This window comes from Bacillus sp. FSL W7-1354, from assembly GCF_038002405.1.
Taxonomy (GTDB): domain Bacteria; phylum Bacillota; class Bacilli; order Bacillales; family Bacillaceae; genus Bacillus; species Bacillus paralicheniformis.
Map to the genome: position 1 here is coordinate 1,249,144 of NZ_JBBOCL010000001.1, position 23,093 is coordinate 1,272,236.

A 23,093-nucleotide genomic window follows, 5' to 3' on the forward strand; every position below is an offset into this window, starting at 1 on the left:
CCTTCTACTCCAAAAAACCGCCTTCTTTAAGCATTTCTCTTACTTCCTTTTTTGAGATTAAAAAGTCTTTTGAGCTCAAATGATCAGTTTCTAAAGGCTGACAATCCGCATACTTTTTATGAAGTTCAGGCATTTTGATTGCAGGAAGCACCACCGCGAGGTCATTTGTAAATGAAACAGCATGCTGCCGTTCATGAGGTGAAATCAGCAGTTCATGAAGCTTCTCCCCCGGCCTTGCCCCCGTTTCTGCAATGGACGTTTTTTCGTTTCCGTAAGCTTCGATCAGCACTTCAGCCATGTCTAAAATTCTGCAGGCCGGCGAATTCATAATGAAAATTTCCCCGCCTTGACCGCTTTCAGCCGCTTTTAATAAAAGCCGGATCGTTTTTTCCTTCGTGAGGAAGAAACGGGTCATTCTTTTGTCTGTGATGGAGACCTGGTTCTTTTCCCTGATCTGGTCTTTAAAAAGCTGAAGAACACTTCCGCTGCTTCCGAGCACATTTCCTCCCCTTACACAAATAAAATCCGTGTCTGAATAGAGATGGTTCGCATATACGATCAACTTCTCGCCGATCGCTTTCGTCATTCCGTAAAAGTTGGCAGGGTCAGCCGCTTTGTCAGTCGAGACGTTGATGACTTTTTTAACCCCGTTTTCGATCGCTGCTTCAATAACGTTTTCCGTCCCTGTGACATTCGTTTTTAATGCTTCAAGCGGCTGTTCTTCACAAACCGGCACATGCTTCAGCGCAGCTAAATGAAAGACATAGTCGACACCTTTTAATCCTGTATTCAGCGCTTTCCGATCTCTGATATCCCCGATGAAAAACGTCAGCCTCGGATCTTCAATCTGCCTTCTCATTTGAACTTGTCTTTCTTCATTTCTGGAAAATACAATGAGCTTTTTAGGATTTAAGGATAGCAGCTGAAGAATGAGTTCCTGGCCCCATGAGCCTGTTCCTCCAGTAATGAATATCGTTTTATTTTCAAACATTTCTTTTCCTCCTCTGGTAAACTCCAAAAAAATCCGGTTTAAACGAGAGTGATTCCTTTAAACAACGATGCCCATAGATCATTGTTTGACTCCCATATCTCTTTGTCCGGCAGTTCAACAGTGCAAGTCTTTTCTAATGGCCAATTTTTCTCTACAATCCCATTCACCTTCGAGTGCTTCACCAGAAGAACGCTAAAGTCGTGCTGAACCAAATCTGATAATACAAGTTCAAGTTCCTGTGCTTCTTTAAAGCTGCCTTCTCCTTCTGTCCTGACAAATAGGATGCGTTTACTAGTTGACATTTTTTCTATAAAGCGATCGATTCTTCTATTGTATTTTTCTATTACCTCAGGATAGGTAGCCAAATGGTCGAGCGTATTTTGATTTGCATCAAAATCATGAACAGAGCCAATGTTATAAAAATCATCTGAAACATAGATAGTAGATCCTTCTTCTTTTTTTTTACCGGTATTATATCCGATTACCCTGAGGTTTTTTGGTTCCATAAAGCCGGTAAACCGATTTCGAAGAAGGAGGTTGAGGTCTGTCAAGGAATGAATAGTCACCCAGTCAAGAGGGCCTGAAAACGGTCTTAGGTCATTGTTTTTCAGCTGTATAGCTGTCAAACAAAGATGCCCTAAACTAAACACGGCATTATATTGTCCTTTAATCTCCTTTAAATTCACCTATCTAACACCCCATTGTTCCCGGTTTTGTTCATTAATAGTTATAGTTAAGAATCCGCTGTTTTTTAGTATTGTATGCCGCATTACAAAGAAAGGTAAAAGACAACCACCTACTCCTTTTTAATTTGAATCAGAGAAAAAAGATGGCGGCGCTTTGTTTCCCGTTTTGCTATTAACCTAGCTGTGCGTGAGCCGTCTTGCAAACTCTTTCTGCTTTGTCTTGCTTATATTTTCCCTTGCAGCAGCTGGATCAATGTGTAATAGGGGTCTCCGCGTCCGCCGAAAAGCCAGCAAGAAACAAACGCTTGGCACGACGCAGGATTCTTTTCCAAAATAAAAAGCCTTCGAGTTGCGAAGGCTGACAAGATTTCAGTATTAATTGTTTTCGTTTTCCTCATGTTTCTCTTGAACCGCTCTAAGGACCTCTACCGTTTCAGTTCTCGGGATCGTGTGGTCTTCAGGCAGCGATTCTTTTAGCGTTTCTACAACTGACCGCTCGACACTTTTCGTAGAGCCGGCGGCCGTCCCACTATCAGACAGCGATTCTTTTAGCGTTCCCAAAGACTCTGCCGTTTCGGTGTTGGATAATTGAGCTTCTGAACGCACCGACTCGATAATTTCTTCTAAAACTTGGCGATCCATTCCTTGAGCAGCAGCTCCTAAAATATCTTTTAAAACCTTATTATTGTTTTCTAAAATATTATTGTTTATACTCTCAAAAATAGATTTCAGCTCCGATATTAAAGGCTTCAGACTTTCATCGATGGATTCTTCCGCTGAATCTGAAGAGCTATCCTGCTCCTGCAGAGCCCGCTCCTCGGCAAACTCGACGAGCAGATCCAAATATTTTGCCCACCAGTCGGCATCCATTTCTTTATTCAAGCTGTCAAACAAATGATTAACAATTAAAGATTTCATATGATCTCACTCCTCTTTCCCATTCGTATTTTGATAGATATCAAGAATTCTCGTAACCGCTTGATCCATATCCCAATGTTTCTTAGCAAACTCCTTGGCGTTAATTCCTAATTTATTTCTGAAATCATCGTCTTTCAACAATCGTTCCAAACTGCTTGACAGTGCAGCTGCATCCCCTTTTGGAACGATAAGGCCGGTCTCTTCATGCTCCACCATTTCCGGCAATCCCCCGGCATCACTGACAACTGCAGGAACTCCGGCTATTTGGGCTTCAATTAAAGATAACGGCTGATTATCCAAAAGGCTTGGAAGAACGTATATATCAGCAAGCGACAGCAAATAAGGAACATCCTCCCGGTTTTTCAGAAAGACTACGTCATCAACAAGGCCTAGCTGCTCGCTTTGAATTTTGAGTCCAGCCAGCTTCTCCCCTTCTCCTGCCATCCAGCAAACCCAGTCATTGCGGGTGTCCTTTAATTGGGAGAGTGCTTCGATTAGGTAATGGATGCCTTTATTCCCGATCATTCTGCTGGTAAAAAGGATCACTTTCTTGTCTGTCTCAGGCTTATCGGCAGTCTTTGTGTTCATCCGCGCAAGGAATCCGTCAATATCATAGCCGTACTGGGAAACGTGAATCTTTCCGTCTGGTACCGCAAATTCTTCTGTCAAAATGTCTTTCAACCAATTGTTTGCAACAATCACTGTTTCTGCAGACATCGCCCCCGTATGTTCAAGGTGGTCAAAATATTCCTTGGCAATATAGGAGGTCGGTGATCTGTGAATATTGTTGAGCTGATCTCTGATTTCATATGTGACACTGCCGTGAATTGACGTGACAAGCACCTTATCTTTCGGCATAATACGCTTGATGCACGCACTTGATATGACATCCTGCGCGTGAATAATATCATATTTGTCAAGCCCCAAATAGGCAGCGCCCAGCTCATAGGCATTCCGCTGAAGCTCAGTATAGCTGACCAATTGATTTGCGTATATTTCCGGAAAATCCTCTTCGCTCATCATTGCTTTCACTAATGGAAGCAGCTGATCTTTCGCGATACTCCGGTTTTCATTTACAATATGAATGATGCTGTTCTCTTCTCCGTATCCGAGCAAATCTACTTCATGTCCTAATGACTCCAGCTTTTCTTTTAATTGGACCATATATGTCCATACACCACCTACATGGGGTATGCTCCAATAAGTGGCAAGCAAAATTTTCATATCCATCTCCCTTTTTCATTTCTATAAAAAGCTCTAATTATTTATATTCCTATTTCCATATCTTGTGTAGACGATCATCTATTTCAGGATATATTTTTGTACCAGAGGAAAATCGCTTTTAAAAGAGAAGAATGTTGCGAGAACAAAAAAAAGCCGGATTCTCCGGCTTTTAATAGTATGGGGAAATCATCATATAGACGAGAACACCTGTCAGGCTGACATACAGCCAAAGCGGCATCGTCCAGCGGGCGATTTTGCGGTGGCGTTCCACCTGCATGCTCAGGCCTCTGAACAACGTAAACAAGGCCAAGGGAACGATTAAAGCGGACAAGACAATGTGTGTGATCAAAATAAAATAGTAGATCGGTCTTATAATCCCTTCCCCGCCAAAATGAGTGTCAGGCATTAATGAATGGTAAGTTAAGTATGAAACAAGAAAGATGAACGTTGTCGTAAAAGCGGCAAAAATAAACCGCTTGTGCGCCTTAATGTTTTTCTGTTTAATCATGATCAGTGCAGCCACTAAGAAAATGAATGTGAAGCTGTTGCAGACTGCGTTCAAAAGCGGCAGAAAAGTCAAATCCAAATGAGCGAATTTGTCGCTTTTCGGCATGAAAAACAAGAGGGCAATGACACCGTTTATGATAATCGTCAGAGCAACAACAATGCCTGTATAGTTTTTATTTTTTTGTGTATGTGTCATATCGGGCAATCTCTCCTATTTGTGCAAGCTATCAAAATCGTATTCAAATTCAGGAGGAATGTCAACGTTTTCGGCTTTTCGTCAGAATTTAGTCACAGAATATACAAAAATTCCCCTCCTCTAGAACGAGGAAGGGAACCAAGGCGGATGCCTTAGAAATTCATAGCATCTTTAGCCATTAATTTTTCGAATTCTTCTTCAGTTACGATATCTTCTTTATTCGGTTTATGCTCAAACTTTACGTCACCATCGATATTTTTGTAAGTTGTAGATGCCGTGATGCCTAAAGATTGAGGTGCTTTTTTGCTGTCAACAGACAAAGAGATATCCGCATTTTCAGTCAGAAGATTTTCTTTGTCATCGATTGTTGATGTCACATCGAACTTTTTGAATGTGACGTCTTTCAGTCCGTCTTTAATCTTGTTCAGCTCGCTCTTCGGAACAGCTTCTCCGCTCGCTTTTCCGGCGATTTCGATGAACTTGACGACCGCAGCTTTAATTTCTTTGTCACTAAAGCTGAAAGCGACTTTTTGAGCAGCACCCTGCTCTTTTTCTTTATCTGTCAGATCCGCTTTTTCAAACTTATCTGCAGGCAGATTGTCTGCAGCTTCTTTGATGGATTCCATCAATTGTTTTTGAAGTTCATCCGTGTCTTGAGATGAAGTTTTGTCATCTTCAAGCGGGAATTCAAGGTACTTGCCTTTGACGCTGTCAAAATTCATGCCGGCTGTTCCAAGGAAGAAGCCGAAGCTGTCAAGAACGCTGTCAATTTTGATGTAGCCGACTTGTTTCTTTTCGTCCATATAAACCGGAATATCGAAATCAAGCGACATGTTTTGGACTTTCAGCTTCGCTTTAATCACAGCCTCAGACTGTTTCGTTTCAGCATTCGTTTTTCCGCTGATCGTTAATGTTGCATCGTTCAGCATATCAGCAACTTGCTTATCTTCCGCTCCAAGGTTGGATGCGTCAACTTTCAAGCCGATATCACTTGAAAATTCGTATGATTTCGCAGAAATCAGCTTTTTATAAGCCGTTGCGTAAGATCCTTTTGGATCAGCCTGCTGACATGCAGCTAATACAAGAACAAAAGCTGACATCAGCATCAATAGAGAAAAAATTCTTTTCTTCAAAATCGTACGCTCCTTTTGTCATGGTTTTTCTGGGATTAGGAGGATCCATTGTCTCGTATCCTAGGTAAATATACCAGAAGTCATATGAATTCTATCACAAAAAAATCGTAGAATGTGAAATTTTTGTTTAAAATTACATTAAAATTTAATTCTAGCAACCCATTTGCAAATTGCCGTTCTTTTTACTATAATCGAAAACTGTATGTTTTAATGGAAAGGAGCAAGTTTTATGATAACGGATGAAGAACTGCAAAAAGACAGCTCCGGCTTGCAGAAGGAATTGAACGAATTGCAATTTCAACTGTTTCGGATGCGTGAAAATATGAAGGATATCTCCAAAGATTCGCGAGTGCTCGGTATTGATCAATCGAAAGACGATGAATGGATGATTGTCCATTCGATTGATGATGGCCGGACATGCAAGATTATGTTAAGCGATTGCCAGTCGCCGTACCGCGGAAGATGTGATTTTTCTCTTGTCGCTTCCTACAAAGAAGAAAAATGCGCGATCCATATCGGGGATATTAAAGGGCCGGCAGGCTACGGTTATGGTTCCATCTGCATGAAATATTTAAAAGAAAAAGCCCGCGAGCACAACATACCGGTCATCACGGGGGACATTGCTGAAAGGGATTGGGACCATGTGGACCGGCTGATCCATTTTTATGAAAAGCATCATTTTGAAGTAACGATCGACCCCGGTTTAAAATCCGGTGAAATTCAGTGGCAGGATCTTTAAAAGTATGGTGAAATAGATAGAAACAATGAAAGGTGTGCCCGTTCATGTTTCCAGAAAAACTACAGCCCGGTGACGAAATCAGGGTGATTGCCCCATCGAGAAGCCTGTCACTTCTCAACACCGATAAGATCGAAAAAGCGAGAACGGTTTTAAACAATCTCGGATTTCGAATCTCTTTTTCCGCACATGCTAATGAAATTGATGAATGTTCTTCCTCCAGCATTCAATCGAGAGTAAGCGATCTCCATGATGCCTTTTCCGATCAACGCGTCAAAGGAATACTCACTGTGCTCGGCGGGTATAACAGCAATCAGCTGTTATCACATTTGAATTATGAACTCATAAAAGCCAACCCAAAAGTGTTCTGCGGCTTTTCAGATATTACCGCTCTTTCAGCGGCGATCTATGCAAAAACCGGGCTTGTCACCTATTCGGGACCTCATTTTTCAAGCTTTTCAATGGGGTATGGACTAAACTATATGACAGATTACTTTTTGAAGTGCTGTTGCGCAAGCGGTGTCTACGATGTTGAACCATCATCGATGTGGTGTGAAGAAATCGAAACTGAAGAATGTCCCAAACAAAACAGCGGCCCTGTTGTGATCAACGAAGGCTCAGCAGACGGAAAGATCATAGGAGGGAATTTGTGCACATTGAACCTATTGCAAGGTACGGAATATTTCCCTGACATCAAGAACGCCGTATTGTTTCTTGAGGATGATTGGGAATCGCCGGCAGCGTTTTTTGACCGCGATCTGCAGTCCTTGCTTCATCTGCCCGATTTTTCCGGTGTCAAAGCCGTTCTCATTGGTCGTTTTCAGACAGCATCAGCCGTAACGCTTGAGCGCCTTAAACAAATTGTGCAAACAAAAAAAGAGCTTTCTCAAATACCCGTTATCGCAAATATAGATTTCGGCCATACAACCCCTTTCTTTACATTTCCGATTGGCGGACGGTGCCGGATCGACGCACAGAAAGAACATGTATCACTTTGTATCACAAAACATTAAGGCAGAGGATGAACACATCCTCTGCCTTTTTTTATTTGGCAAGACCCCAAGGCGAAAATAACAGATAAATGCAGGCCATCAGACAAATCACAAGAATAGAAGCAAGTTTGGCATGCTTCCATGGCCGCAAGTCAACCTTTGCATTTTTCTCAAGCTTGAATTCTGACGGCCTTGGCTTCAATTTTCCGATGAAAAGCATCAAGAGGACGGAAAACGGAAACAAAACGGCCAATATATAGAGAAAATGAATATGGCCAAAATAGATTTTTGAGATGGTATACAAAACAATGTGTGCGAATATCGCCCATTTCACGGCAAAGACACCGATAAGCGCAGTCGGCAGCAAATCAACGATCAGCTTAGGGTAAACGGTGTCAGCATTTTCAATATGACCTCCGTAAAGATGGTAAGCAATAACCCCGGGAAGAACGAGATAAAACACACCGATTGTCTTAAATACACCGGCCAGCAACGCGCCTTTCTGCCCTTCAGCCAAGTTTTTCGCCCCGAGCGCCCGCTGAACGATCGACTGATTAACAGCCCAATAAAATAAGTTGTTCACAAGCAGTCCCGTAAAAATCGTCGGCCACGGGACTTCTGCAGCGTTGTCGGCTGTAATGGCATTCAGCTTTTCCTTATGTACACTCGTCAGCTCAGTATAGCCGTTTAAGAGACTGCCGTCGCCGATTGCCATGATTCCAAGCACAAAAATAAACAGACCGCCAAGAATTAAACCGGCGCCATAAATGGCATCAGCCGATGCCGCAGCTTTTAGTCCCCCAAAAAATATGTAGCAGCAGCTTGCGGCCCCGATCACAAGCGAGATGAAAAAAACAGTCGCAAACGTACTGATTCCAAGCGCAGAGGAAATATTAAACACTTGATCGAGAACGAGCGCCCCGGAGTACAATACGGTTGGCAGAAACGAGGTCGCATATCCCAGAAGCAGGAGAATCGAGACGATTTGCCGCGTTCTTTGATCATAGCGTTTTTCAAGAAAGTCAGGTATCGTCGTAACCCCAGAACTGAGATACCTCGGTAAAAAAACGAATGCCAGCATAATGAGCGCAAGTGGTGCTGTAACCTCCCAAGCCATCGCACTCATCGTTCCCGAATAGCTTTGACCGTTTAACCCTACCATTTGTTCTGTTGACAAATTGGTTAAAAGCAGCGAACTTCCAATATAGAGAGCAGTGAGACTGCGCCCGCCGAGAAAATAACCGTCTGACGTCTTCAAATTAATATCTTTTGTCCTCAGATAAGAAAAAATAAAAATCCCTGCATTAATCAATAAAAATGTCATGATAATCCACAGCAATACTCCTACATCTCCTTTTCTAAATCAGCTGATATGTACATATCTATTGAACTACCCATTTGCCAATCTAAAAAAACATCTAAATCGAAAAAAAGATGCAGAAAACAGAAAAAAGACACTGATCATCTCCATGGTCAGTGTCCATCAATGGTAAAACTTCTTATTTTAAAACTTTTACTTTAACCGTTTTAACGCCCCAGTTTTTTGCCGCGGATTTGCTTGGAACAAATACGTCGATTTTGTTCCCTTTGATCGCACCGCCGGTGTCGGCAGCAGTCGCTTCTCCGTAGCCTTCAACATACACCTTGGATCCAAGCGGAATCACGTTTGGATCCACCGCAATAATCTTGGCGTTTTTATTGGCGTTCAGATCAAAACCCGTAGCTGTCACGCCTGTCATTCCGCCGTCATTGGCAGTGTATGCCGTTGCGGTAACCGTCAGTTCTTTTGCAGCGCTTTGAGAGCTTTGAGATTTGTTTGAACGGGAAGCCGTTTCTTTTTCCTGCTTAGGTGCAGGCGCAGCTTTCTCAACTTTCGCTTCTTTTTGTACGGCAGGCTTTGTTTCCGCAGGCTGCGCCGCAGCAGCTTGAACCGTCGCCTGTCCGTCAACAGTTATGGATGTATTCGGGTAAATGATATCTGATTTTATGTTGTTCCAATTTTTAAGGTCGTTCACGGAAACGCCGAATTGTTGAGCGATTTTCCAGAGAGTGTCTCCCTTTTTAATGGTATATTGTTTCTTTTCTTCTGTCTGTTTTTCAGAAACGTTCAGCTTTTGTCCTGGAATAATCAGGTCTGAGGAAAGCTGATTCCATTCTTTTAAGTCCTGCAGATTTACCCCTTGTTTTTGCGAGATTCCCCAAAGGGTGTCACCTTTTTGGACTGTTACTTCTTTTGCAGAGGCACTCGCTCCGAATGCAGTTGAAGATAGTGCTGCAACTGCAACAAAGGACATAAACGTCTTCTTCATAAGTAAATCCTCCCTTGTTAGCTTTTTATTGTCCGGCTAACAGGAGCAATCGTAACATATGAAAATGTCAAATCAATAACAAAACAATTTGTTTTTGATTACAGTTATTTTACGAGGAGGATTTTCAGCCGTCCAAAAATCGGCATAAATTCAGGTGTATCAAGGGTTCCAATCTTTTTTTATCTGCAATAGGAGATTTACTAAAAAAACTTTTTACATATGATGTTTTTGGGTTTTTATGCTTCTTTCTCAGTTTTATAGGCTTGAAGCTCCTGTAGAAATACAGCGCCGTATTTTACTCTTTTTTGTTCTCCCACTCCTTTGACTGACAAAAGTTCTTCGTCTGTCAGGGGAACTTTCCCGCTCATTTCCCGCAGCGTTTCGTCAGAGAATATGACAAAAGGAGGCACGCCTTGTTCCTGGGCAAGCTTTCTGCGCAGCGCTCTTAACCGTTCAAACAATTCGTCATCTTTAACAATTTGACTTGTCTGCATTTTTTCTTTGCGCATCACCGCTTCCCGGCCAAGCAAAACGTTTCGCCCCTTGTTGGCGACAAAGAGAACGGGATATGTTCCGTCGGACATCTGGATGTACTCATCTGCGATTAAAAACTCTATAAAATCGCTGATGTCGGCAATAGACCGGTTCTTTAAAATTCCGTAAGTCGATAATTGCTGGAAGCCGTTTTCGGTCACTTTCTTATTTTTCGAACCTGCCAGAACTTGTGCCACCATGGTTTTTCCGAACCTTTCTCCCATGCGGATGATGCAGGACAGTACCATCTGTGCTTCCTTCGTCACATCGGTGATGCTTCGGGTGTCGAGACAGCTGCTGCACCTGCCGCAGTCTTCAGTCGAAACTTCGCCAAAATAAGAAAGAATAAACCGCTCAAGACAGCCTTCAGTATGGCAAAAATCAACCATTTGCCTCAGCTTTTTCACGTCTTGCGCCCGAATGTCTTCATCTTCTGTCGACTGTTCGATTAAAAACCGCTGAAGCCGGATGTCCTGAGGAGAAAATAGCAGGATACACTCGCTGTCAAGACCGTCGCGTCCGGCTCGTCCTGCTTCTTGATAATAGCTCTCCATGTTCTTTGGAATTTGAGCATGAATCACATAGCGGATATTGGATTTATCGATGCCCATTCCGAATGCTGAGGTCGCTGTCATCACACTGATCTCGTCATTTAAAAAGAGATCCTGCTGCCGGTCCCTTTCTTCATCATTCATCCCGCCGTGATAGCACCCGGCCGCAATTCCTTTTTGAGACAGGCGGCTTGATATTCTTTCGGCTTCCTTTCTTGTCGCTGTATAAATAATTCCCGCCTCTGAGCGGTTTTTCTCCACATATGATTCGATAAAACGATCCTTGTTTTCGCCTTTTAAAATTTTAAACGTCAAATTATCCCGTGAAAAACCGGTGAAAACCGTGCTCTCTTTTTCGATCCCGAGCTGTGTACAAATATCCTCATGAACCTCGGGCGTTGCGGTAGCCGTCAATGCCAATACGACCGGACGGGTGCCGAGGCTATTTAAAAAGCTTTCAATATGTCTGTAGCTCGGCCTGAAATCGTGGCCCCACTGTGAAATGCAGTGAGCTTCATCAATCGCTGTCAGCGGGATATGAATGCGGGAAAGCACGCGAATAAAATCGGGAGACGTCAGCCGCTCAGGTGTGACATAAAACAGCTTGTAGCCGCCTTCCTTTAAAACGGAAAGCCGCTCAGCGATTTCGCCATGGCCTAAAGAACTGTTCACGTACGCAGCTTGAATTCCAAGCTGATTTAACGCATCCACCTGGTCCTTCATCAAGGAAATTAAAGGAGAGATCACAATGGTTGTCCCCTCCATAAGGAGCGCGGGAATTTGGTAGCAGATTGATTTCCCTCCGCCCGTAGGCATAATGCATGCTGTATCCCGTTTTTCAGAAACGACCGATTGAATGGCTTTCTTCTGACCCGGACGCAGTGAAGGATAGCCATAATAGTGCTGCAATAAAGCTTCAGCTTTCTCTAGCATATAAATGAAACCCTCTCTTATCATAAACTTCTTCCTGTCCACCATGATATCATATTTAAACCGGCAATCAGCCTCTCTCCGTAAAATCGTCTATTCGATAAAGAAAATTCATTTTTAGCTCAAATACAAAAAACTCCGGCGCTGATGTAAAGCGTCAGAGTATCAAATGAATCGTTTCGCCTTTCATTTAATCGCAGTTTGTTGTTCAGCTAATAATTGCAAACGCTTCGCTTCCTCCAAGCAAAGTGTTTTGTATGCCAGGGCTCCGGTAATGCTCGCTCTGTCCGATGCATCCCGACGCAGAGCGGAAAGCTCTGAAAGCACAGATGCCGCGTCGTCTTGTATCATTCCGCGGTCATGCAGCATTTGAATCAATTCATCGCCTTCAAGGCGGATCGCATTTTGATCAAATGTCGAGGCTGTTTCCCGCAGAACATTGTGAACATCAGACCAAGCGCTTTCGATCATGTTCTCCCCTGCCGGCGCTGACCGTACAGATGTCAGTCCTGATAACCTTTTTTCCCGTACGGAGACGAGCTTCTGAAGCCTTTTGTCAAACTCCAATTCAAAGTCCTTGTATTTCAGTTTGATCAATTCCTTCATCCGTTCAGACAAAGGTTCCTTTAACAGCAAAACGCACATCATCAAAGTAGCTGGCCATGCCAATGATTGAACCGTCGCAGAAACAAATTCAAGCCAATCCATAAAATCAGCCTCCGTTTCAAAAGGAAAGTTGTTTTGTGAAAGACCAGGTGGTAATGTTGAATCGAAAGGAAAATTTTGTGCAAAAGGGGTGTGGTTTACCATGTGGATCATCATCATATTGATGATCATATTGATCGGATTTGCAGGAAACATTGTTGCCATGTTGCGAACGATTGTCAAGCAGAATGATAGAATCATCAGCCTCTTCGAGAATGAAATCAACAAAAAACATTAAGACAAATGCTCAGGAAGTGAAGAATCGCGGTACAAAACAGCCCCTCTCCTTATTCGAAGACAAACAAGGAACCGGTCAGTGGCAGTATTGAGAGACGGCTTCTTTTTCATGGTGTTTAAGATGCCGCTGGGATCGGTTTACCACTATATTAAATTGAATATTCTGATTAGTAAATATGAGTAAAGTCCTCACCTCTCTAACCGATACACATGTTAAGGAGGTGGTTATGTTGGATATTGCTGTTTTATCAATGGCCATGAGTCAGGCCGCTCTTTATCAAAACGTGCAAATGTCGCTGACAAAGACGGCTTTGGACACCGCCGAACAAAGCGCACAGCAGCTCGTTGACATGGTTCAGGCGCCACATCCCGTTTCAGGACATCATATTGACCTGAAAGGTTAAGGCCAAAACATACATTCAGCAGGCTGCAAAGTCTGCCGGATGTATGTTTTCCCGAAGAAATTTTAAAAAAAACCGCTGCAACCTCTTTATTTTTTCTGATTTTTGCACTATAATATTGTTCTGTGTCCCAGTAGCTCAGGTGGATAGAGCAACAGCCTCCTAAGCTGTGTGTCGGGAGTTCGAATCTCTCCTGGGACGTTTTAAATGAGAAGAGGCAAACCCTTGGTACGTAAGGGTTTGCCTCTTTTGTTAATGGCCGTGTTGTTGTTGCTTTAAAATAAAGTTGACCAAAAACATCATGAGAACCCATATATTATAGAAAGAACCCGTTTTGAAAAAAAGATTAATCAAAACGGATTCTTATCCAACGAATTTAAGTTTCGGTTTTATAAAAAAGTTTGAACATTTTCTGGTTCCTTTTGCGAAACGATCATTTCATGATTTACTTGGTTAAATTAAAGCTTTGCTCAATTAAGTTATAAACTTCTTCTTCTGAATCTATACGTTCTAAAACAAGTGATATCCAATTTTCCTTATCCATATGATATCCAGGTAAAATACTCTTTCCATTTCTTAAACTGCCGCTTATTTCGGGAGGGCATTTTAAATTCAGAATATCTATTTCGTCATTTCCATCTAAGCCTAACTTTTCTGGGAGAACATTCATTACAAGACCATACCATTTTTCGTTAGATTCATGTCTTAAAGCGGCATAGTTTGGAAATTTTTGAAATGGGTAATCTGGCGATGTACCGAATTTTTCTTTGACATGCTTAAAGATATCTTCTCTTGTTAACATACTGAATCATTCCTCCAACAACTTAAATAGATTTTCGGCATTTGCCGATCCAGATGGAACAATGGTGAATTTTTTGAAGTCATGATGTGAAGGAGACATGTTTCTCCTGTAACGGGATTAACACCCTCAGTGGCTTTCTTGTAATCATAATATCCGGTGATGTTTCCTGCAAATGTGCTGCCTGCATCCAACACTTTTTCATACCACTCCCGCTCGCAAGATCTTCCTGTTTTTTGAGTGAGCTCTTTTTGCTTCGATTTCATATTGATTAGCCGGCTGCCTCGTATTTGATCATTTTTAACTAGTTCATGAGATCTTTTCACCAAAAACCCGAGCTGGCAACAGCCGGCTCGGGCGGGGTCAATCCCTCTTATTCATTCCCCTTTTCTCTCGGGGTTCCTGATGATGTTTTTGGTGCTCCGGAGGCTGAGTCGTGCGTTCCAGCTCCTCTGTATCTTGTCCCATTCCTTTTAAAAAGGAGAATAGCAGTGTAACTGCTTTGTTGATTTCCGGGTCTTTGAGTGAGCGGATGACATCAAAATAACCTGTTTTCTCTTCGCTGTCCTTTTGTTCCACCGCGTTTGCAACCCCCGCATTCACTTTCAAAATGAGAGGTTCCAGCTGTTTCACGTCTAACATGCCGAGCGTCCCAAACAGAAGAAGCAGATTTTTAAGCGTGTTGGCCGTTTCCTCTGTATCTGCCTTTTTCACTAAGATGTCCAGAACTTTATCTCCTTGGCCAAAAAGGCCGCGGAGCATTGGCAAAACACCGCGCTCGTTCATGTGCCCAATCATATGCAGCGTTTCAAGAATGGCTTCCTTATTTTCGACTAATGCATCTTCTATTTCTTTCATATCACGCTTTCTCTGATCCTCTTCGGTTATCTCGATTTTCTGAATTCGTTTAATCGCTTTAGCCATTATACCCAATCCCCCTTTTCACAGCATCGCCAGGGAAAATATAATCCTTCCGCGCCCATTTCTTTTGTACCTGCACACCGATTTGCGGCTGCGGATTGCCGTTGCGGTGATTGATCTTAGGCAACGGATTGGTTCCATCGCGCTTCAAAATTTCCAATTTGGCCGATGTTTCTTTGTATGCAGGCGTATCGGTATCCTTATCAGCATGGCTGCCTGTCAACAGGTTGATCGCTGCTTCCCCTGAATCGTTCATTGGCAGATACACTTCCTTCCCTTTGACACGATCAGTGATCAAGCACTTCACTTTGACATTTCCGAAAGGCGATGTGAGTCTGACAAGGGTTCCGTCCTGAATTCCCCGCTCTGACGCCAGTTCAGGAGAAATTTCTAAGAACACTTCCGGCGTTTTTTTCGAAATCCCTTTTGATTTGTAGGTCAGGTTCCCTTCGTGGAAATGCTCTAAGAGCCGCCCATTGTTGACGTGGATGTCATATTCCTCACCGAACTCTTCAGGCTCTGTCCACTGAACAGGATAGAGTTTGGCCTTGCCGTCCGGGAAAGGGAAACGCTCTGTAAAGAGTAAAGGCGAATCCTTTCCATCAGCGCTTACAGGCCATTGCAGGGAATTGTAGCCTTCAAGGCGTTCATAGGTGACGCCGGCATAAATCGGCGACAGCATGGCTGCTTCCTCCATAATCTCTCCAGGGTGCTCATAGTGCCAGCCGGCGCCAAGCTTATTGGCTACCTCCATAATAATCTGCCAATCAGGCTTTGATTCGCCCAGCGGTTCAAACACCTGATACAGCCGCTGAATACGGCGTTCTGTGTTTGTAAAGGTTCCTTCTTTTTCGAGGCTCGGGCTCGCAGGAAGAACAACATCAGCAAACTCGGCTGTTCGTGAAAAGAAAATGTCCTGCACCACAAAGAAATCAAGCTTTTCATATGCGGCGTGTACATGATTGATATTGGAATCGACCAGACCCATTTCTTCACCTTTTACATACATCGCTTTCAGCTGGCCGGAATGGATTTTTTCGATCATTTCGTGGTTGGTCATGCCCGGATCCTTCGGCAGCGGCACACCCCACGCCCGCTCGTATTTTTGGCGGACTTGTTCGTCCGTCACTTTTTCATACCCCGGCATTCTGTCAGGCATGCTTCCGAAATCACTTGCCCCCTGCACGTTGTTATGGCCGCGCAATGGGTAAGAGCCTGCTCCCGGTTTACCGTAGTTTCCTGTCACCAGCAGCAGATTAGAAATTGCCGTGCTCGTGTCGCTTCCGCCAATATGCTGTGTCACGCCCATTGCCCACAATGCGCACACACTGTCAGCCTGACCAATCATCTCCGCCATTTGGATGAGGGTTTCTTGATCAATTCCGGTTTTCTCCTCGGCATATTCAAGGGTATACGGCGTTAGGCTTTTCACATATTCGTCCCGTCCGTTCACTCTTTCCTGCAAAAAGCGTTCATCTGCCTTGCCGTTTTCAATTAAATATTTGGCGATGGCATTCAGCCAGACGATATCTGATCCGGCACGCGGCTGGACAAATAAATCAGAGCGCTCTGCCATTTCGTGTTTTCTGATATCCGCTACGATCACTTTCTGTCCCCTCAGCTTATGAGCCCGTTTAATGCGAGTGGACAAGACCGGATGCGATTCAGACGTGTTCGAACCGATAATCAACACAAGGTCCGCTTCCGCGATATCTGTAATCGACCCTGAGTCACCGCCATAGCCGACTGTCCGGAACAGGCCGGCAGTCGCAGGAGATTGGCAATAGCGCGAACAGTTGTCGACATTATTTGTGCCGATGATCCCTCTGGCCAGCTTTTGCATGAGGTAGGATTCTTCGTTTGTACATTTAGAAGATGTAATAAAGGAAAGCGAATCCGGGCCAAACTCCTCTTTTAAATCCGTGAACTTACTGGCGATCAGCGATAACGCCTCTTCCCATTCAGCTTCGCGGAAATGGTCGCCTTCTCGGATCAGCGGCTTTGTCAGGCGTTCCTCGCTGTTGACGAAATCCCAGCCGAACTTTCCTTTTACACAAGTAGAAATGCCGTTGGCCGGCGCTTCCTCCTGCGGCTCGACTTTCAGAATGTCTCTGCCCTTTGTCCAGACATCAAAGCTGCAGCCGACGCCGCAGTATGTGCAGACGGTTTTCGTTTTTTTGATTCGTTCATCACGCATGGCAGATTCCATATCGGAAATGGCGAGAATCGAGCCGTACCCTGTTTCTACGCCTTTTGTGATCTCGATCATCGGACGCAGCGTTTCGTCATCGATTCCTGTTAAATATCCGGCTTCCCCCTCCATTCCTTTTTCCATCATCGCATTACATGGACAGACGGTAGAACAGTGTCCGCATGATACACAAGATGACTCATTGATCGGCACATCATTATCCCAAATGACGCGCGGGCGTTTCCGCTCCCAGTCTATGGTCAGTGTTTCAGTTACCTGAACATCCTGACACGCTTCGACACAGCGTCCGCACAAAATACATTGATCCGGATCGTACCGGTAAAACGGATTTGATTCATCCTTATGGTAAGGCTTCTGATCAAACGGGATGCTTTGGTGATTGACTTTCATTTCTTTCACCGTATTATGTATTTCACATCCCCCATTGTTGTAATCGCAAACTGTACAATAAAGCTCATGATTATATAAAATCTTGTCCATCCCGATAACCTGCGCTTTTTTCACATCAGACGAAAGCGTATCAATGACGTCGCCATCCTTTAATTCAGCGGAGCACGACCTCTTCAGCTCGCCATTGATGCTGACGATGCACGTATCGCATGTTTCAATCGGCCCTAAGCTAGGATGATAGCAAACTTGCGGCACTTCAATCGAGCTGTTATTCAAAAGCTGCAGCACCGTCTGTTCCTCGGACGCTTCCATTTCAACGCCGTTTATTGTGATTTTTTTATTGTCAGCCATCTCCATTCCCCTTTCTTGCTTGTGTATATACCGAATTACCCATTTCTCTTCCCTTGCAAGGGATCAATAAAACATACAAAGCACACTCACATGTTTTATTGCATCCTCACCGGGAAACGAGAGGGTAGATGAAAAAGAGGGATCAGCATGAAAAAAAACAATGTCTGTTCTAACCGTGGCAGCAGCACTGACAGGCTCTCTTTCCGGCTTTGGGGCGGCGTCCTTTTCAACACCGACAAACACCGTAACTGAAGGCGCGCAATCCTGCATAGACTTCAGCCGCTCCTCCTGTGAAGCTGACGACCTTTATCATACGATACATCCGAGTTCACACTTGATAAGGGAAAGGAGCGTCTCCCATTTCGGCCAATAAAAAAGCGGCCACCAAACAGCTGCACAATATCCGTGTGCAAAAAATCAGTGTCCGCAGGCTCTCCTTCTTGGACTCAGGTATACGTTCGTTTTCTTGTCTCTATCGTATGACAAAATGGAATAGAAAAAGTCCCCATTTTATCCCCCTTTTTGTCGGATTTTTCTCGGACTGGAACATAAAAAAACCTTGAAAGGCAATAGCCAATCAAGGTTTTGGTGATTTCAGCAGTATTTCTCTTTAATTTTCCAATATTAATTATCTTTGACAATCGGCTCTAAACTCAGCACCGTACCAATGGGTCCTAATTTTTCAATTAGTTTCTTTGCCTTTCCATATGGGAATCTCTCCATTAATAAATAAGGGGGATTTTTTGAACCCTTTAGTAGGTCCGCTGTTGAAATCTCAATACCTAATATATTCTTTATTTTTATTAAATCTTTCAATCCTCCATCAAGAGGCTTTGCTAACACTATATTGCATGTATCAGGTGGCTCACTTATTGTTTTCTGTTCCGATTCCCTTATAATACAACCGCTATTCACCCATTCAATAAAATCTGAAGTGATTACAGTAGCATGGCTTGGATCCATGTCTCCAGAGTCAACAATCAATACTTCTGTTTCCTTTTCATTTTGAAGCATTAAGAAAACATTACCTCCGCCATCATCTCCAATAGCAACATATCCTCTTGCATATTCATCTACTTCCCATGTCTCGTTTCTTTCCACAATATCTTCTGTACCATAAATAGCCACCTCACCACCAATTGAAAAACCATTTGTATTTCTTAATAAATCCTTATATACATTTGGTAATTTAGCTTGTAGAATATCTTCTGACTCTTGAATTTCACTTTCACTTGCTGGAGTATTTTTTATCAAATCTGAAACCATTGATAAATCAATCACTTTACAAAACCTCCCAAACCATCGAAATATTTATATGCATCCTTCATTGCTTTTCGGGTAGCTTTTTGATCAACACCTGCTTCAATCATTTCCCTATAACTCACATTAAATTCATAACGTATGTCAGTATTAAATCCCTCGATTTTTCTTCGCTTTCTTTGCATAGAAGAGATTTTTGCGTGTGAATGCCCCGAGCTTGACGGGAGAAGTATTGCGGATGCTTTCTTTTCGTTATAATCAAATCCACCTTCTTTAGCCCATCTTTTCGCCCACTCATTTTGTATTGGGTGGTGAGACTGTACTCGATTATCAGAAGCAATATTTTTGTTCCCTGGTGCACGATTAACCCCTGGGCTTAAATAGCCATGTTCATCAACATCTTCCTTGAGATATCCCCCTGGCCTTTTAGCAGTACTGGTCGAAACCCTTTTCGCCGTCTTCGCACCTTTATTCGCTTTGAAAACATATTTTCCTACCTTGACTACTTTAGTAGCGGGTATGACAGAAACACCGGACAGGATACGGTCAGTGACGGATAGTTTTTCACCAGTCACAGGGTCAACACCTGTTATCGCTCTATAACCATCATAACCACCGGACAATTCTCCAACTGTGTCTTTAGCCCAATCAAGAGCTTTTTCAATGTCGCTTTTCTTCACTCTGCTTTCCGGTATACGACTGACAAGTTCGTATTTCACTTCACCGCCGGATATGTATTTTCGGACAATTTGACCGTTTGAATAAAGCATGTACGAACCGCCGACGAAGTCCTTGCCTGTACCGATTTCATCGGTGACATCGACAGAACCGAGCTTTTTGTATCCCTTCATATTATATACTTTGCCTTTGATGATGCGAATACCTGTATCAATCTTTTTAAAATGATCTGCTTTGGTAAGTGAATCGACTTCAGATTCTTCTTGATCGGACAATTTTTTTAGCATGAATTCCATCGGGGAAGGCTCAGCATTTTCTAACTCTCCCTTTAAACCGCCGACCGGACCGTTAATGTTTGTATTCTCATCCGGTTTTAAAATTGAGCCTTTTTTATAGCTTGTGATCTCGATTTTGGGGCCTGTGTACATTTTCTCAAGCTCTGTGATGTATTTTTGCATCGTTTCAAGGTCTTGTTCAGCAGTTTTAAGAGCGCTTGTCTGTTCGCGGTCAAAAGTGTGCAGCTTTTCAATTGTCTGATTGATTTCCTTTAATGCTTTCCTGTTCTGTTCGTGAAAATCGCTGTCATTCAAATCAGGCAAATCGACGATGTGGCTGACTTTTGCGATCGAGGCATTTGTTTTAGATACCAAACGCTTCGTTGTGCGGTCGGCCGCATTCACCCCTTGTTCCAGCTCGTGTTCGAGAAAGGACTGTGCAATAAATCCGTTGTGGTTTGGTTCTAGGGAATTCAGCGCGCTTTTCAATTTCTTCAGCGTGGAACGATATTCCACTATGAAAGTATCATAGAACCGCAAAAAAGGAGTGTGGCACTCCTCGTAAAAGGCGCGGATCGCGTCTCCGCCTTTTCCTTTTAAAGCATCATCAAGTGATGTAATACCCTCTACGGCTTTTTTGACTTTGGCGAATTCATCAGATTGATGTTTTAATTGTTCCAGCGTTTGATCAATGGCTTTGTGCAACGCCTGAACGTCAAGAGTTTTCATAGCATTCTCCTCTAATACTAAAGTGACATACCACGAAATATTTTACCACTTTATAGAAAAGAATTGGTGAATAAATCCTGTCAATCCATGAAAACGAATCTTATTGAGTAGGTCTTAGACCCTGACACGTTCAACTTGTTATTTTCAAATGCCAAAAAAGGAAAATCATTGTCAAAAAAATGATCCTTTATGTAAAATGAATCATATGCAGAAAAAGGAAAAGATCAGACATTAATTTTTTGAATATTTAAAAACAACTATATGAAAGGATGCTGGTGGCATTGGAACCTAAAGTTGCGTTTGAGAAAGTCGGTAAAATGCTTAATAATTGGTATTGCTTTATTAGACAAAACAATATTCAAAATGCTACTAAACTGCGGGAAGCACTTCAACATTGATAAACTCTTTACGCTGCGTGTCTCTATTAAGATGAGAGTAAACAGCTAAGATTATTGATTTCGAGAAACCAAGAATTGAAATTATATTTTGGCAAAATACAGCAAAGACCGCGAGCGTGGTTTCCGATGGGGGATAGTCATGAAAGTGAACCAGGCAAATCTAAAATAGATAATTCTTTTTTGATATGGGCGCGGAATTTAGAGTCTTTTAAAAATTTCAGCAGGAACCCATTCATATTTCGAGAAAGTTTTGCTTTCTCGACTGGAGTTAAATCATTTGCAAAAAATGCAATATCTGTCTGGTTTCCATCTTTATCTGTCGCATACATTGCAATTGTAAGAATAAACGCGGTAGATCCTCCCTTTTGTCCCGCATGAACAAGCCATTCACAATTGTTTGGATTTCTCATTATTTGTTCCATTACTGGATCAAGATATTGATATACACTTTCACTAAAATATACTTTGCTATTTAGCTTTTTCATAATAGATACATAATCTCTAGTCGTTGATCGGGGCAAACGGTCGGACCAAATTTTTTGAAAATCATTGTCCAAAGTTTTTCTTAATTGTTTTTTTTCTTGATCAGTTAGTGGTTGGCTCAGCCATCTATTATGAATTTCAATCGCTTTATTACGGTATTCATGCATATCCATGTTTTTCATTACTTCTAGGACTTCTTTTTTCGATAAGTTCTTTTCGTTCATCAGTTGGGCAGGTATATAAAGTGCACTTACAATGGGATACATCGGCTCATGCTTTAACATATCTAAGCTCTTTGGAACATGATTGATGTTTTGAAGCCCCAGCACCTCAATTAAGTATTCAGTATTTGCATTAGAACTGTAAGCAATCATCCCGTTGACTACCTCACATAATGGAACACGATCTATCTCTTTGTCTTTTTTCAATTGAATAATCCAAGTCTCATGCGCACCGCCGTCTGTTTTTGGGATATAGAAATTCTCTAATTCCTTTAATCTTACTTCTTTTTGCGGATCGATTTTTCCTGCTGCTGCTTGTTGTGCATATTCAATGGCTAAGATGATTTTCACAGTACTTGCCAGAGGGAGTTGTTCGTTTACGTTAACATCAACCCAATTCTCATCGTTGTGTTTTATGGATAATGAGACATTCCCGCTTCCTGATTTTGCTTTAACAAACTGTACAATATACTCTGGATTTAACTTTTTTATTTCCCTCCGAAACATAAGAATACCGATTGCTATTACTAAACCAAGAGAAATTATTATACCTGCAATAATCAATAGTGCAATCTTCAATTTAACACTCCCTATAATGTTCAAATTACTATAGATACGAATTAAATAATGTTAGGTTTCAATTTCCTTCACACCAGCTCTTATGGTACGCAGTCCAGAAACCGTTCTTCTCAGGATTTCTGGGCATCATGGTCCATCCGAATGACACGGCCATCATCACGTTGATACTTAAGCTGGAATCACCAGTCCACCGCTTTTAAGAGTAGCAAACGTTATTTCTGCCTTTTTGATAATCTCCTGGTTTCTCATCGTAATCTTCCTTTTAAAATAAGCCATCCCAAACGGCCTTTTTTAAATAAGTCTTGATCGGTTTTAATTTGTCATCAAGCAATTTCTCAACCTTTTTTCAATTCGTATTCGATTCTGCCAGACGAGAGCTCACAGAAATCTTACGACCGCCTTTTTCTACTGGTGTTTGGTGCTTTGCTTCAAAAAAGAAGTTTTTCAGCAAATTAAAAGCCCTTTTTCTTCATTGGCAGAAGAAAAAAGGCTTCTCTTTTTTTCGTTGGTTCAGCGGTCGCGACCATTAAATCCGGGTTATGTCACCTTTTTTGATAACGCATTCCAAGCTTATGCGACGAGAACTCAAGCTTCTTTTTTGACCTTGAAATCGGCCGGCGCAGCCTAGGATTCCACTGCTTCACCGACGATGTTGCTTGTCGATCTGCCGTTTTCATGCAGAATATCTGTTACATATGAAGGCTCACTACACTTCAGTGCAGTTGATGACTTCTGTTGGCAGAGTTG

General features: G+C 42.5%; 23 protein-coding genes and 1 tRNA gene. 6 read left to right on the forward strand and 18 right to left on the reverse strand.

Annotated elements, in window-relative coordinates; all coding sequences use genetic code 11:
• Nucleotides 1-4 precede the first annotated feature (4 nt).
• The 6 genes from MKZ04_RS06285 to MKZ04_RS06310 all read right to left on the reverse strand — a co-directional run bounded on the left by MKZ04_RS06285 (nt 5) and on the right by MKZ04_RS06310 (nt 5,655).
• Entirely contained in the window at nt 5-991 is a 987-nt protein-coding gene (locus MKZ04_RS06285; RefSeq protein ID WP_025811321.1) for a polysaccharide biosynthesis protein, read from the reverse strand.
• A 38-nt stretch (nt 992-1,029) separates the two neighbouring features.
• Entirely contained in the window at nt 1,030-1,677 is a 648-nt protein-coding gene (locus MKZ04_RS06290; protein WP_025811320.1) for a DUF1796 family putative cysteine peptidase, read from the reverse strand.
• Between the two features lie 375 nt (nt 1,678-2,052).
• Nucleotides 2,053-2,595: a hypothetical protein gene (locus MKZ04_RS06295; protein WP_020451763.1), complete on the reverse strand. Its 543-nt coding sequence runs from the start codon at nt 2,593-2,595 to the stop codon at nt 2,053-2,055.
• Nucleotides 2,596-2,601: 6 nt separating this feature from the next.
• Complete coding sequence (locus tag MKZ04_RS06300) at nt 2,602-3,819, reverse strand: glycosyltransferase family 4 protein (RefSeq protein WP_341045547.1); 1,218 nt, start codon at nt 3,817-3,819, stop codon at nt 2,602-2,604.
• A 169-nt stretch (nt 3,820-3,988) separates the two neighbouring features.
• The gene (locus MKZ04_RS06305; protein ID WP_020451765.1) at nt 3,989-4,522 is read right to left on the reverse strand and encodes a DUF420 domain-containing protein; all 534 of its coding nucleotides are present in this window, start codon (nt 4,520-4,522) and stop codon (nt 3,989-3,991) included.
• A 152-nt stretch (nt 4,523-4,674) separates the two neighbouring features.
• Nucleotides 4,675-5,655 carry a hypothetical protein gene (locus tag MKZ04_RS06310; protein ID WP_020451766.1) on the reverse strand — a complete coding sequence of 327 codons (981 nt, stop codon included), beginning with the start codon at nt 5,653-5,655 and terminating at the stop codon, nt 4,675-4,677.
• 229 nt (nt 5,656-5,884) lie between these two features.
• On the opposite strand from MKZ04_RS06310, the gene MKZ04_RS06315 reads away from it, so the two are divergent.
• Together MKZ04_RS06315 and MKZ04_RS06320 are read left to right on the forward strand one after the other, a co-directional pair.
• On the forward strand, nt 5,885-6,394 hold the full coding sequence (locus MKZ04_RS06315) for a GNAT family N-acetyltransferase (RefSeq protein ID WP_023855698.1): 510 nt from the start codon (nt 5,885-5,887) through the stop codon (nt 6,392-6,394).
• Between the two features lie 44 nt (nt 6,395-6,438).
• The gene (locus tag MKZ04_RS06320) at nt 6,439-7,404 is read left to right on the forward strand and encodes a S66 family peptidase (protein ID WP_020451768.1); all 966 of its coding nucleotides are present in this window, start codon (nt 6,439-6,441) and stop codon (nt 7,402-7,404) included.
• 31 nt (nt 7,405-7,435) lie between these two features.
• On the opposite strand, the gene MKZ04_RS06325 is transcribed toward MKZ04_RS06320, so the two are convergent.
• From MKZ04_RS06325 to MKZ04_RS06340, 4 genes are all read right to left on the reverse strand, one after another.
• Nucleotides 7,436-8,722: a solute:sodium symporter family transporter gene (locus MKZ04_RS06325; protein WP_341045548.1), complete on the reverse strand. Its 1,287-nt coding sequence runs from the start codon at nt 8,720-8,722 to the stop codon at nt 7,436-7,438.
• A 160-nt stretch (nt 8,723-8,882) separates the two neighbouring features.
• Complete coding sequence (locus MKZ04_RS06330; RefSeq protein ID WP_020451770.1) at nt 8,883-9,692, reverse strand: 3D domain-containing protein; 810 nt, start codon at nt 9,690-9,692, stop codon at nt 8,883-8,885.
• 236 nt (nt 9,693-9,928) lie between these two features.
• Nucleotides 9,929-11,710, reverse strand: a complete 1,782-nt coding sequence (gene recQ, locus MKZ04_RS06335; RefSeq protein ID WP_020451771.1) for a DNA helicase RecQ — start codon at nt 11,708-11,710, stop codon at nt 9,929-9,931.
• A gap of 183 nt (nt 11,711-11,893) precedes the next feature.
• A complete protein-coding gene (locus MKZ04_RS06340; RefSeq protein ID WP_020451772.1) occupies nt 11,894-12,415 on the reverse strand; it encodes a hypothetical protein in 522 nt (173 codons plus the stop codon).
• A gap of 100 nt (nt 12,416-12,515) precedes the next feature.
• On the opposite strand from MKZ04_RS06340, the gene MKZ04_RS06345 reads away from it, so the two are divergent.
• The 3 genes from MKZ04_RS06345 (at nt 12,516) to MKZ04_RS06355 (ending at nt 13,251) form a co-directional block, all read left to right on the forward strand.
• Entirely contained in the window at nt 12,516-12,650 is a 135-nt protein-coding gene (locus tag MKZ04_RS06345) for a hypothetical protein (protein WP_023855695.1), read from the forward strand.
• Between the two features lie 226 nt (nt 12,651-12,876).
• Nucleotides 12,877-13,053 carry a YjfB family protein gene (locus MKZ04_RS06350; RefSeq protein ID WP_003182594.1) on the forward strand — a complete coding sequence of 59 codons (177 nt, stop codon included), beginning with the start codon at nt 12,877-12,879 and terminating at the stop codon, nt 13,051-13,053.
• A 124-nt stretch (nt 13,054-13,177) separates the two neighbouring features.
• Nucleotides 13,178-13,251: transfer RNA gene (locus tag MKZ04_RS06355), tRNA-Arg, on the forward strand.
• A gap of 244 nt (nt 13,252-13,495) precedes the next feature.
• On the opposite strand, the gene MKZ04_RS06360 is transcribed toward MKZ04_RS06355, so the two are convergent.
• From MKZ04_RS06360 to MKZ04_RS06390, 7 genes are all read right to left on the reverse strand, one after another.
• The gene (locus MKZ04_RS06360; protein WP_023855693.1) at nt 13,496-13,852 is read right to left on the reverse strand and encodes an MmcQ/YjbR family DNA-binding protein; all 357 of its coding nucleotides are present in this window, start codon (nt 13,850-13,852) and stop codon (nt 13,496-13,498) included.
• Complete coding sequence (locus tag MKZ04_RS06365) at nt 13,846-14,115, reverse strand: pre-toxin TG domain-containing protein (RefSeq protein WP_025811318.1); 270 nt, start codon at nt 14,113-14,115, stop codon at nt 13,846-13,848. The genes MKZ04_RS06360 and MKZ04_RS06365 overlap by 7 nt, the downstream gene beginning before the upstream one ends.
• Nucleotides 14,116-14,212: 97 nt before the next feature.
• Nucleotides 14,213-14,773, reverse strand: coding sequence for a DUF1641 domain-containing protein (locus MKZ04_RS06370; protein ID WP_023855691.1), 561 nt, complete (start codon nt 14,771-14,773; stop codon nt 14,213-14,215).
• On the reverse strand, nt 14,766-17,723 hold the full coding sequence (gene fdhF, locus MKZ04_RS06375; protein WP_341045551.1) for a formate dehydrogenase subunit alpha: 2,958 nt from the start codon (nt 17,721-17,723) through the stop codon (nt 14,766-14,768). Before fdhF ends, MKZ04_RS06370 begins: the two co-directional genes overlap by 8 nt.
• A 63-nt stretch (nt 17,724-17,786) precedes the next feature.
• A complete protein-coding gene (locus MKZ04_RS06380) occupies nt 17,787-17,993 on the reverse strand; it encodes a hypothetical protein (RefSeq protein ID WP_205802278.1) in 207 nt (68 codons plus the stop codon).
• A 354-nt stretch (nt 17,994-18,347) separates the two neighbouring features.
• Nucleotides 18,348-19,004, reverse strand: coding sequence for an SMI1/KNR4 family protein (locus MKZ04_RS06385; RefSeq protein ID WP_025811315.1), 657 nt, complete (start codon nt 19,002-19,004; stop codon nt 18,348-18,350).
• Nucleotides 19,001-20,665 (reverse strand): T7SS effector LXG polymorphic toxin, encoded by a 1,665-nt coding sequence (locus tag MKZ04_RS06390; RefSeq protein ID WP_341045554.1) that lies wholly within the window; start codon nt 20,663-20,665, stop codon nt 19,001-19,003. The genes MKZ04_RS06385 and MKZ04_RS06390 overlap by 4 nt, the downstream gene beginning before the upstream one ends.
• Nucleotides 20,666-20,934: 269 nt before the next feature.
• Between MKZ04_RS06390 and MKZ04_RS06395 the strand changes: the two genes are divergently transcribed.
• Nucleotides 20,935-21,063 carry a response regulator aspartate phosphatase gene (locus MKZ04_RS06395; RefSeq protein ID WP_228119629.1) on the forward strand — a complete coding sequence of 43 codons (129 nt, stop codon included), beginning with the start codon at nt 20,935-20,937 and terminating at the stop codon, nt 21,061-21,063.
• Between the two features lie 137 nt (nt 21,064-21,200).
• Here the strand turns inward: MKZ04_RS06395 and MKZ04_RS06400 are convergent, their stop codons facing one another.
• Nucleotides 21,201-22,346 (reverse strand): serine hydrolase, encoded by a 1,146-nt coding sequence (locus MKZ04_RS06400; protein WP_023857324.1) that lies wholly within the window; start codon nt 22,344-22,346, stop codon nt 21,201-21,203.
• Nucleotides 22,347-23,093: the final 747 nt, after the last annotated feature.

Coding starts and splice junctions, on each gene's coding strand:
- MKZ04_RS06370 (WP_023855691.1), bottom strand. CDS start 14,773: ATGGCTAAAGCGATTAAACGAATTCAGAAAATCGAGATAACCGAAGAG.
- recQ (WP_020451771.1), bottom strand. CDS start 11,710: ATGCTAGAGAAAGCTGAAGCTTTATTGCAGCACTATTATGGCTATCCT.
- MKZ04_RS06340 (WP_020451772.1), bottom strand. CDS start 12,415: ATGGATTGGCTTGAATTTGTTTCTGCGACGGTTCAATCATTGGCATGG.
- MKZ04_RS06365 (WP_025811318.1), bottom strand. CDS start 14,115: ATGAAATCGAAGCAAAAAGAGCTCACTCAAAAAACAGGAAGATCTTGC.
- fdhF (WP_341045551.1), bottom strand. CDS start 17,723: ATGGCTGACAATAAAAAAATCACAATAAACGGCGTTGAAATGGAAGCG.
- MKZ04_RS06350 (WP_003182594.1), top strand. CDS start 12,877: ATGTTGGATATTGCTGTTTTATCAATGGCCATGAGTCAGGCCGCTCTT.
- MKZ04_RS06380 (WP_205802278.1), bottom strand. CDS start 17,993: ATGCAGGATTGCGCGCCTTCAGTTACGGTGTTTGTCGGTGTTGAAAAG.
- MKZ04_RS06390 (WP_341045554.1), bottom strand. CDS start 20,665: ATGAAAACTCTTGACGTTCAGGCGTTGCACAAAGCCATTGATCAAACG.
- MKZ04_RS06320 (WP_020451768.1), top strand. CDS start 6,439: ATGTTTCCAGAAAAACTACAGCCCGGTGACGAAATCAGGGTGATTGCC.
- MKZ04_RS06330 (WP_020451770.1), bottom strand. CDS start 9,692: ATGAAGAAGACGTTTATGTCCTTTGTTGCAGTTGCAGCACTATCTTCA.
- MKZ04_RS06395 (WP_228119629.1), top strand. CDS start 20,935: ATGCTGGTGGCATTGGAACCTAAAGTTGCGTTTGAGAAAGTCGGTAAA.
- MKZ04_RS06300 (WP_341045547.1), bottom strand. CDS start 3,819: ATGAAAATTTTGCTTGCCACTTATTGGAGCATACCCCATGTAGGTGGT.
- MKZ04_RS06305 (WP_020451765.1), bottom strand. CDS start 4,522: ATGACACATACACAAAAAAATAAAAACTATACAGGCATTGTTGTTGCT.
- MKZ04_RS06345 (WP_023855695.1), top strand. CDS start 12,516: ATGTGGATCATCATCATATTGATGATCATATTGATCGGATTTGCAGGA.
- MKZ04_RS06295 (WP_020451763.1), bottom strand. CDS start 2,595: ATGAAATCTTTAATTGTTAATCATTTGTTTGACAGCTTGAATAAAGAA.
- MKZ04_RS06315 (WP_023855698.1), top strand. CDS start 5,885: ATGATAACGGATGAAGAACTGCAAAAAGACAGCTCCGGCTTGCAGAAG.
- MKZ04_RS06285 (WP_025811321.1), bottom strand. CDS start 991: ATGTTTGAAAATAAAACGATATTCATTACTGGAGGAACAGGCTCATGG.
- MKZ04_RS06360 (WP_023855693.1), bottom strand. CDS start 13,852: ATGTTAACAAGAGAAGATATCTTTAAGCATGTCAAAGAAAAATTCGGT.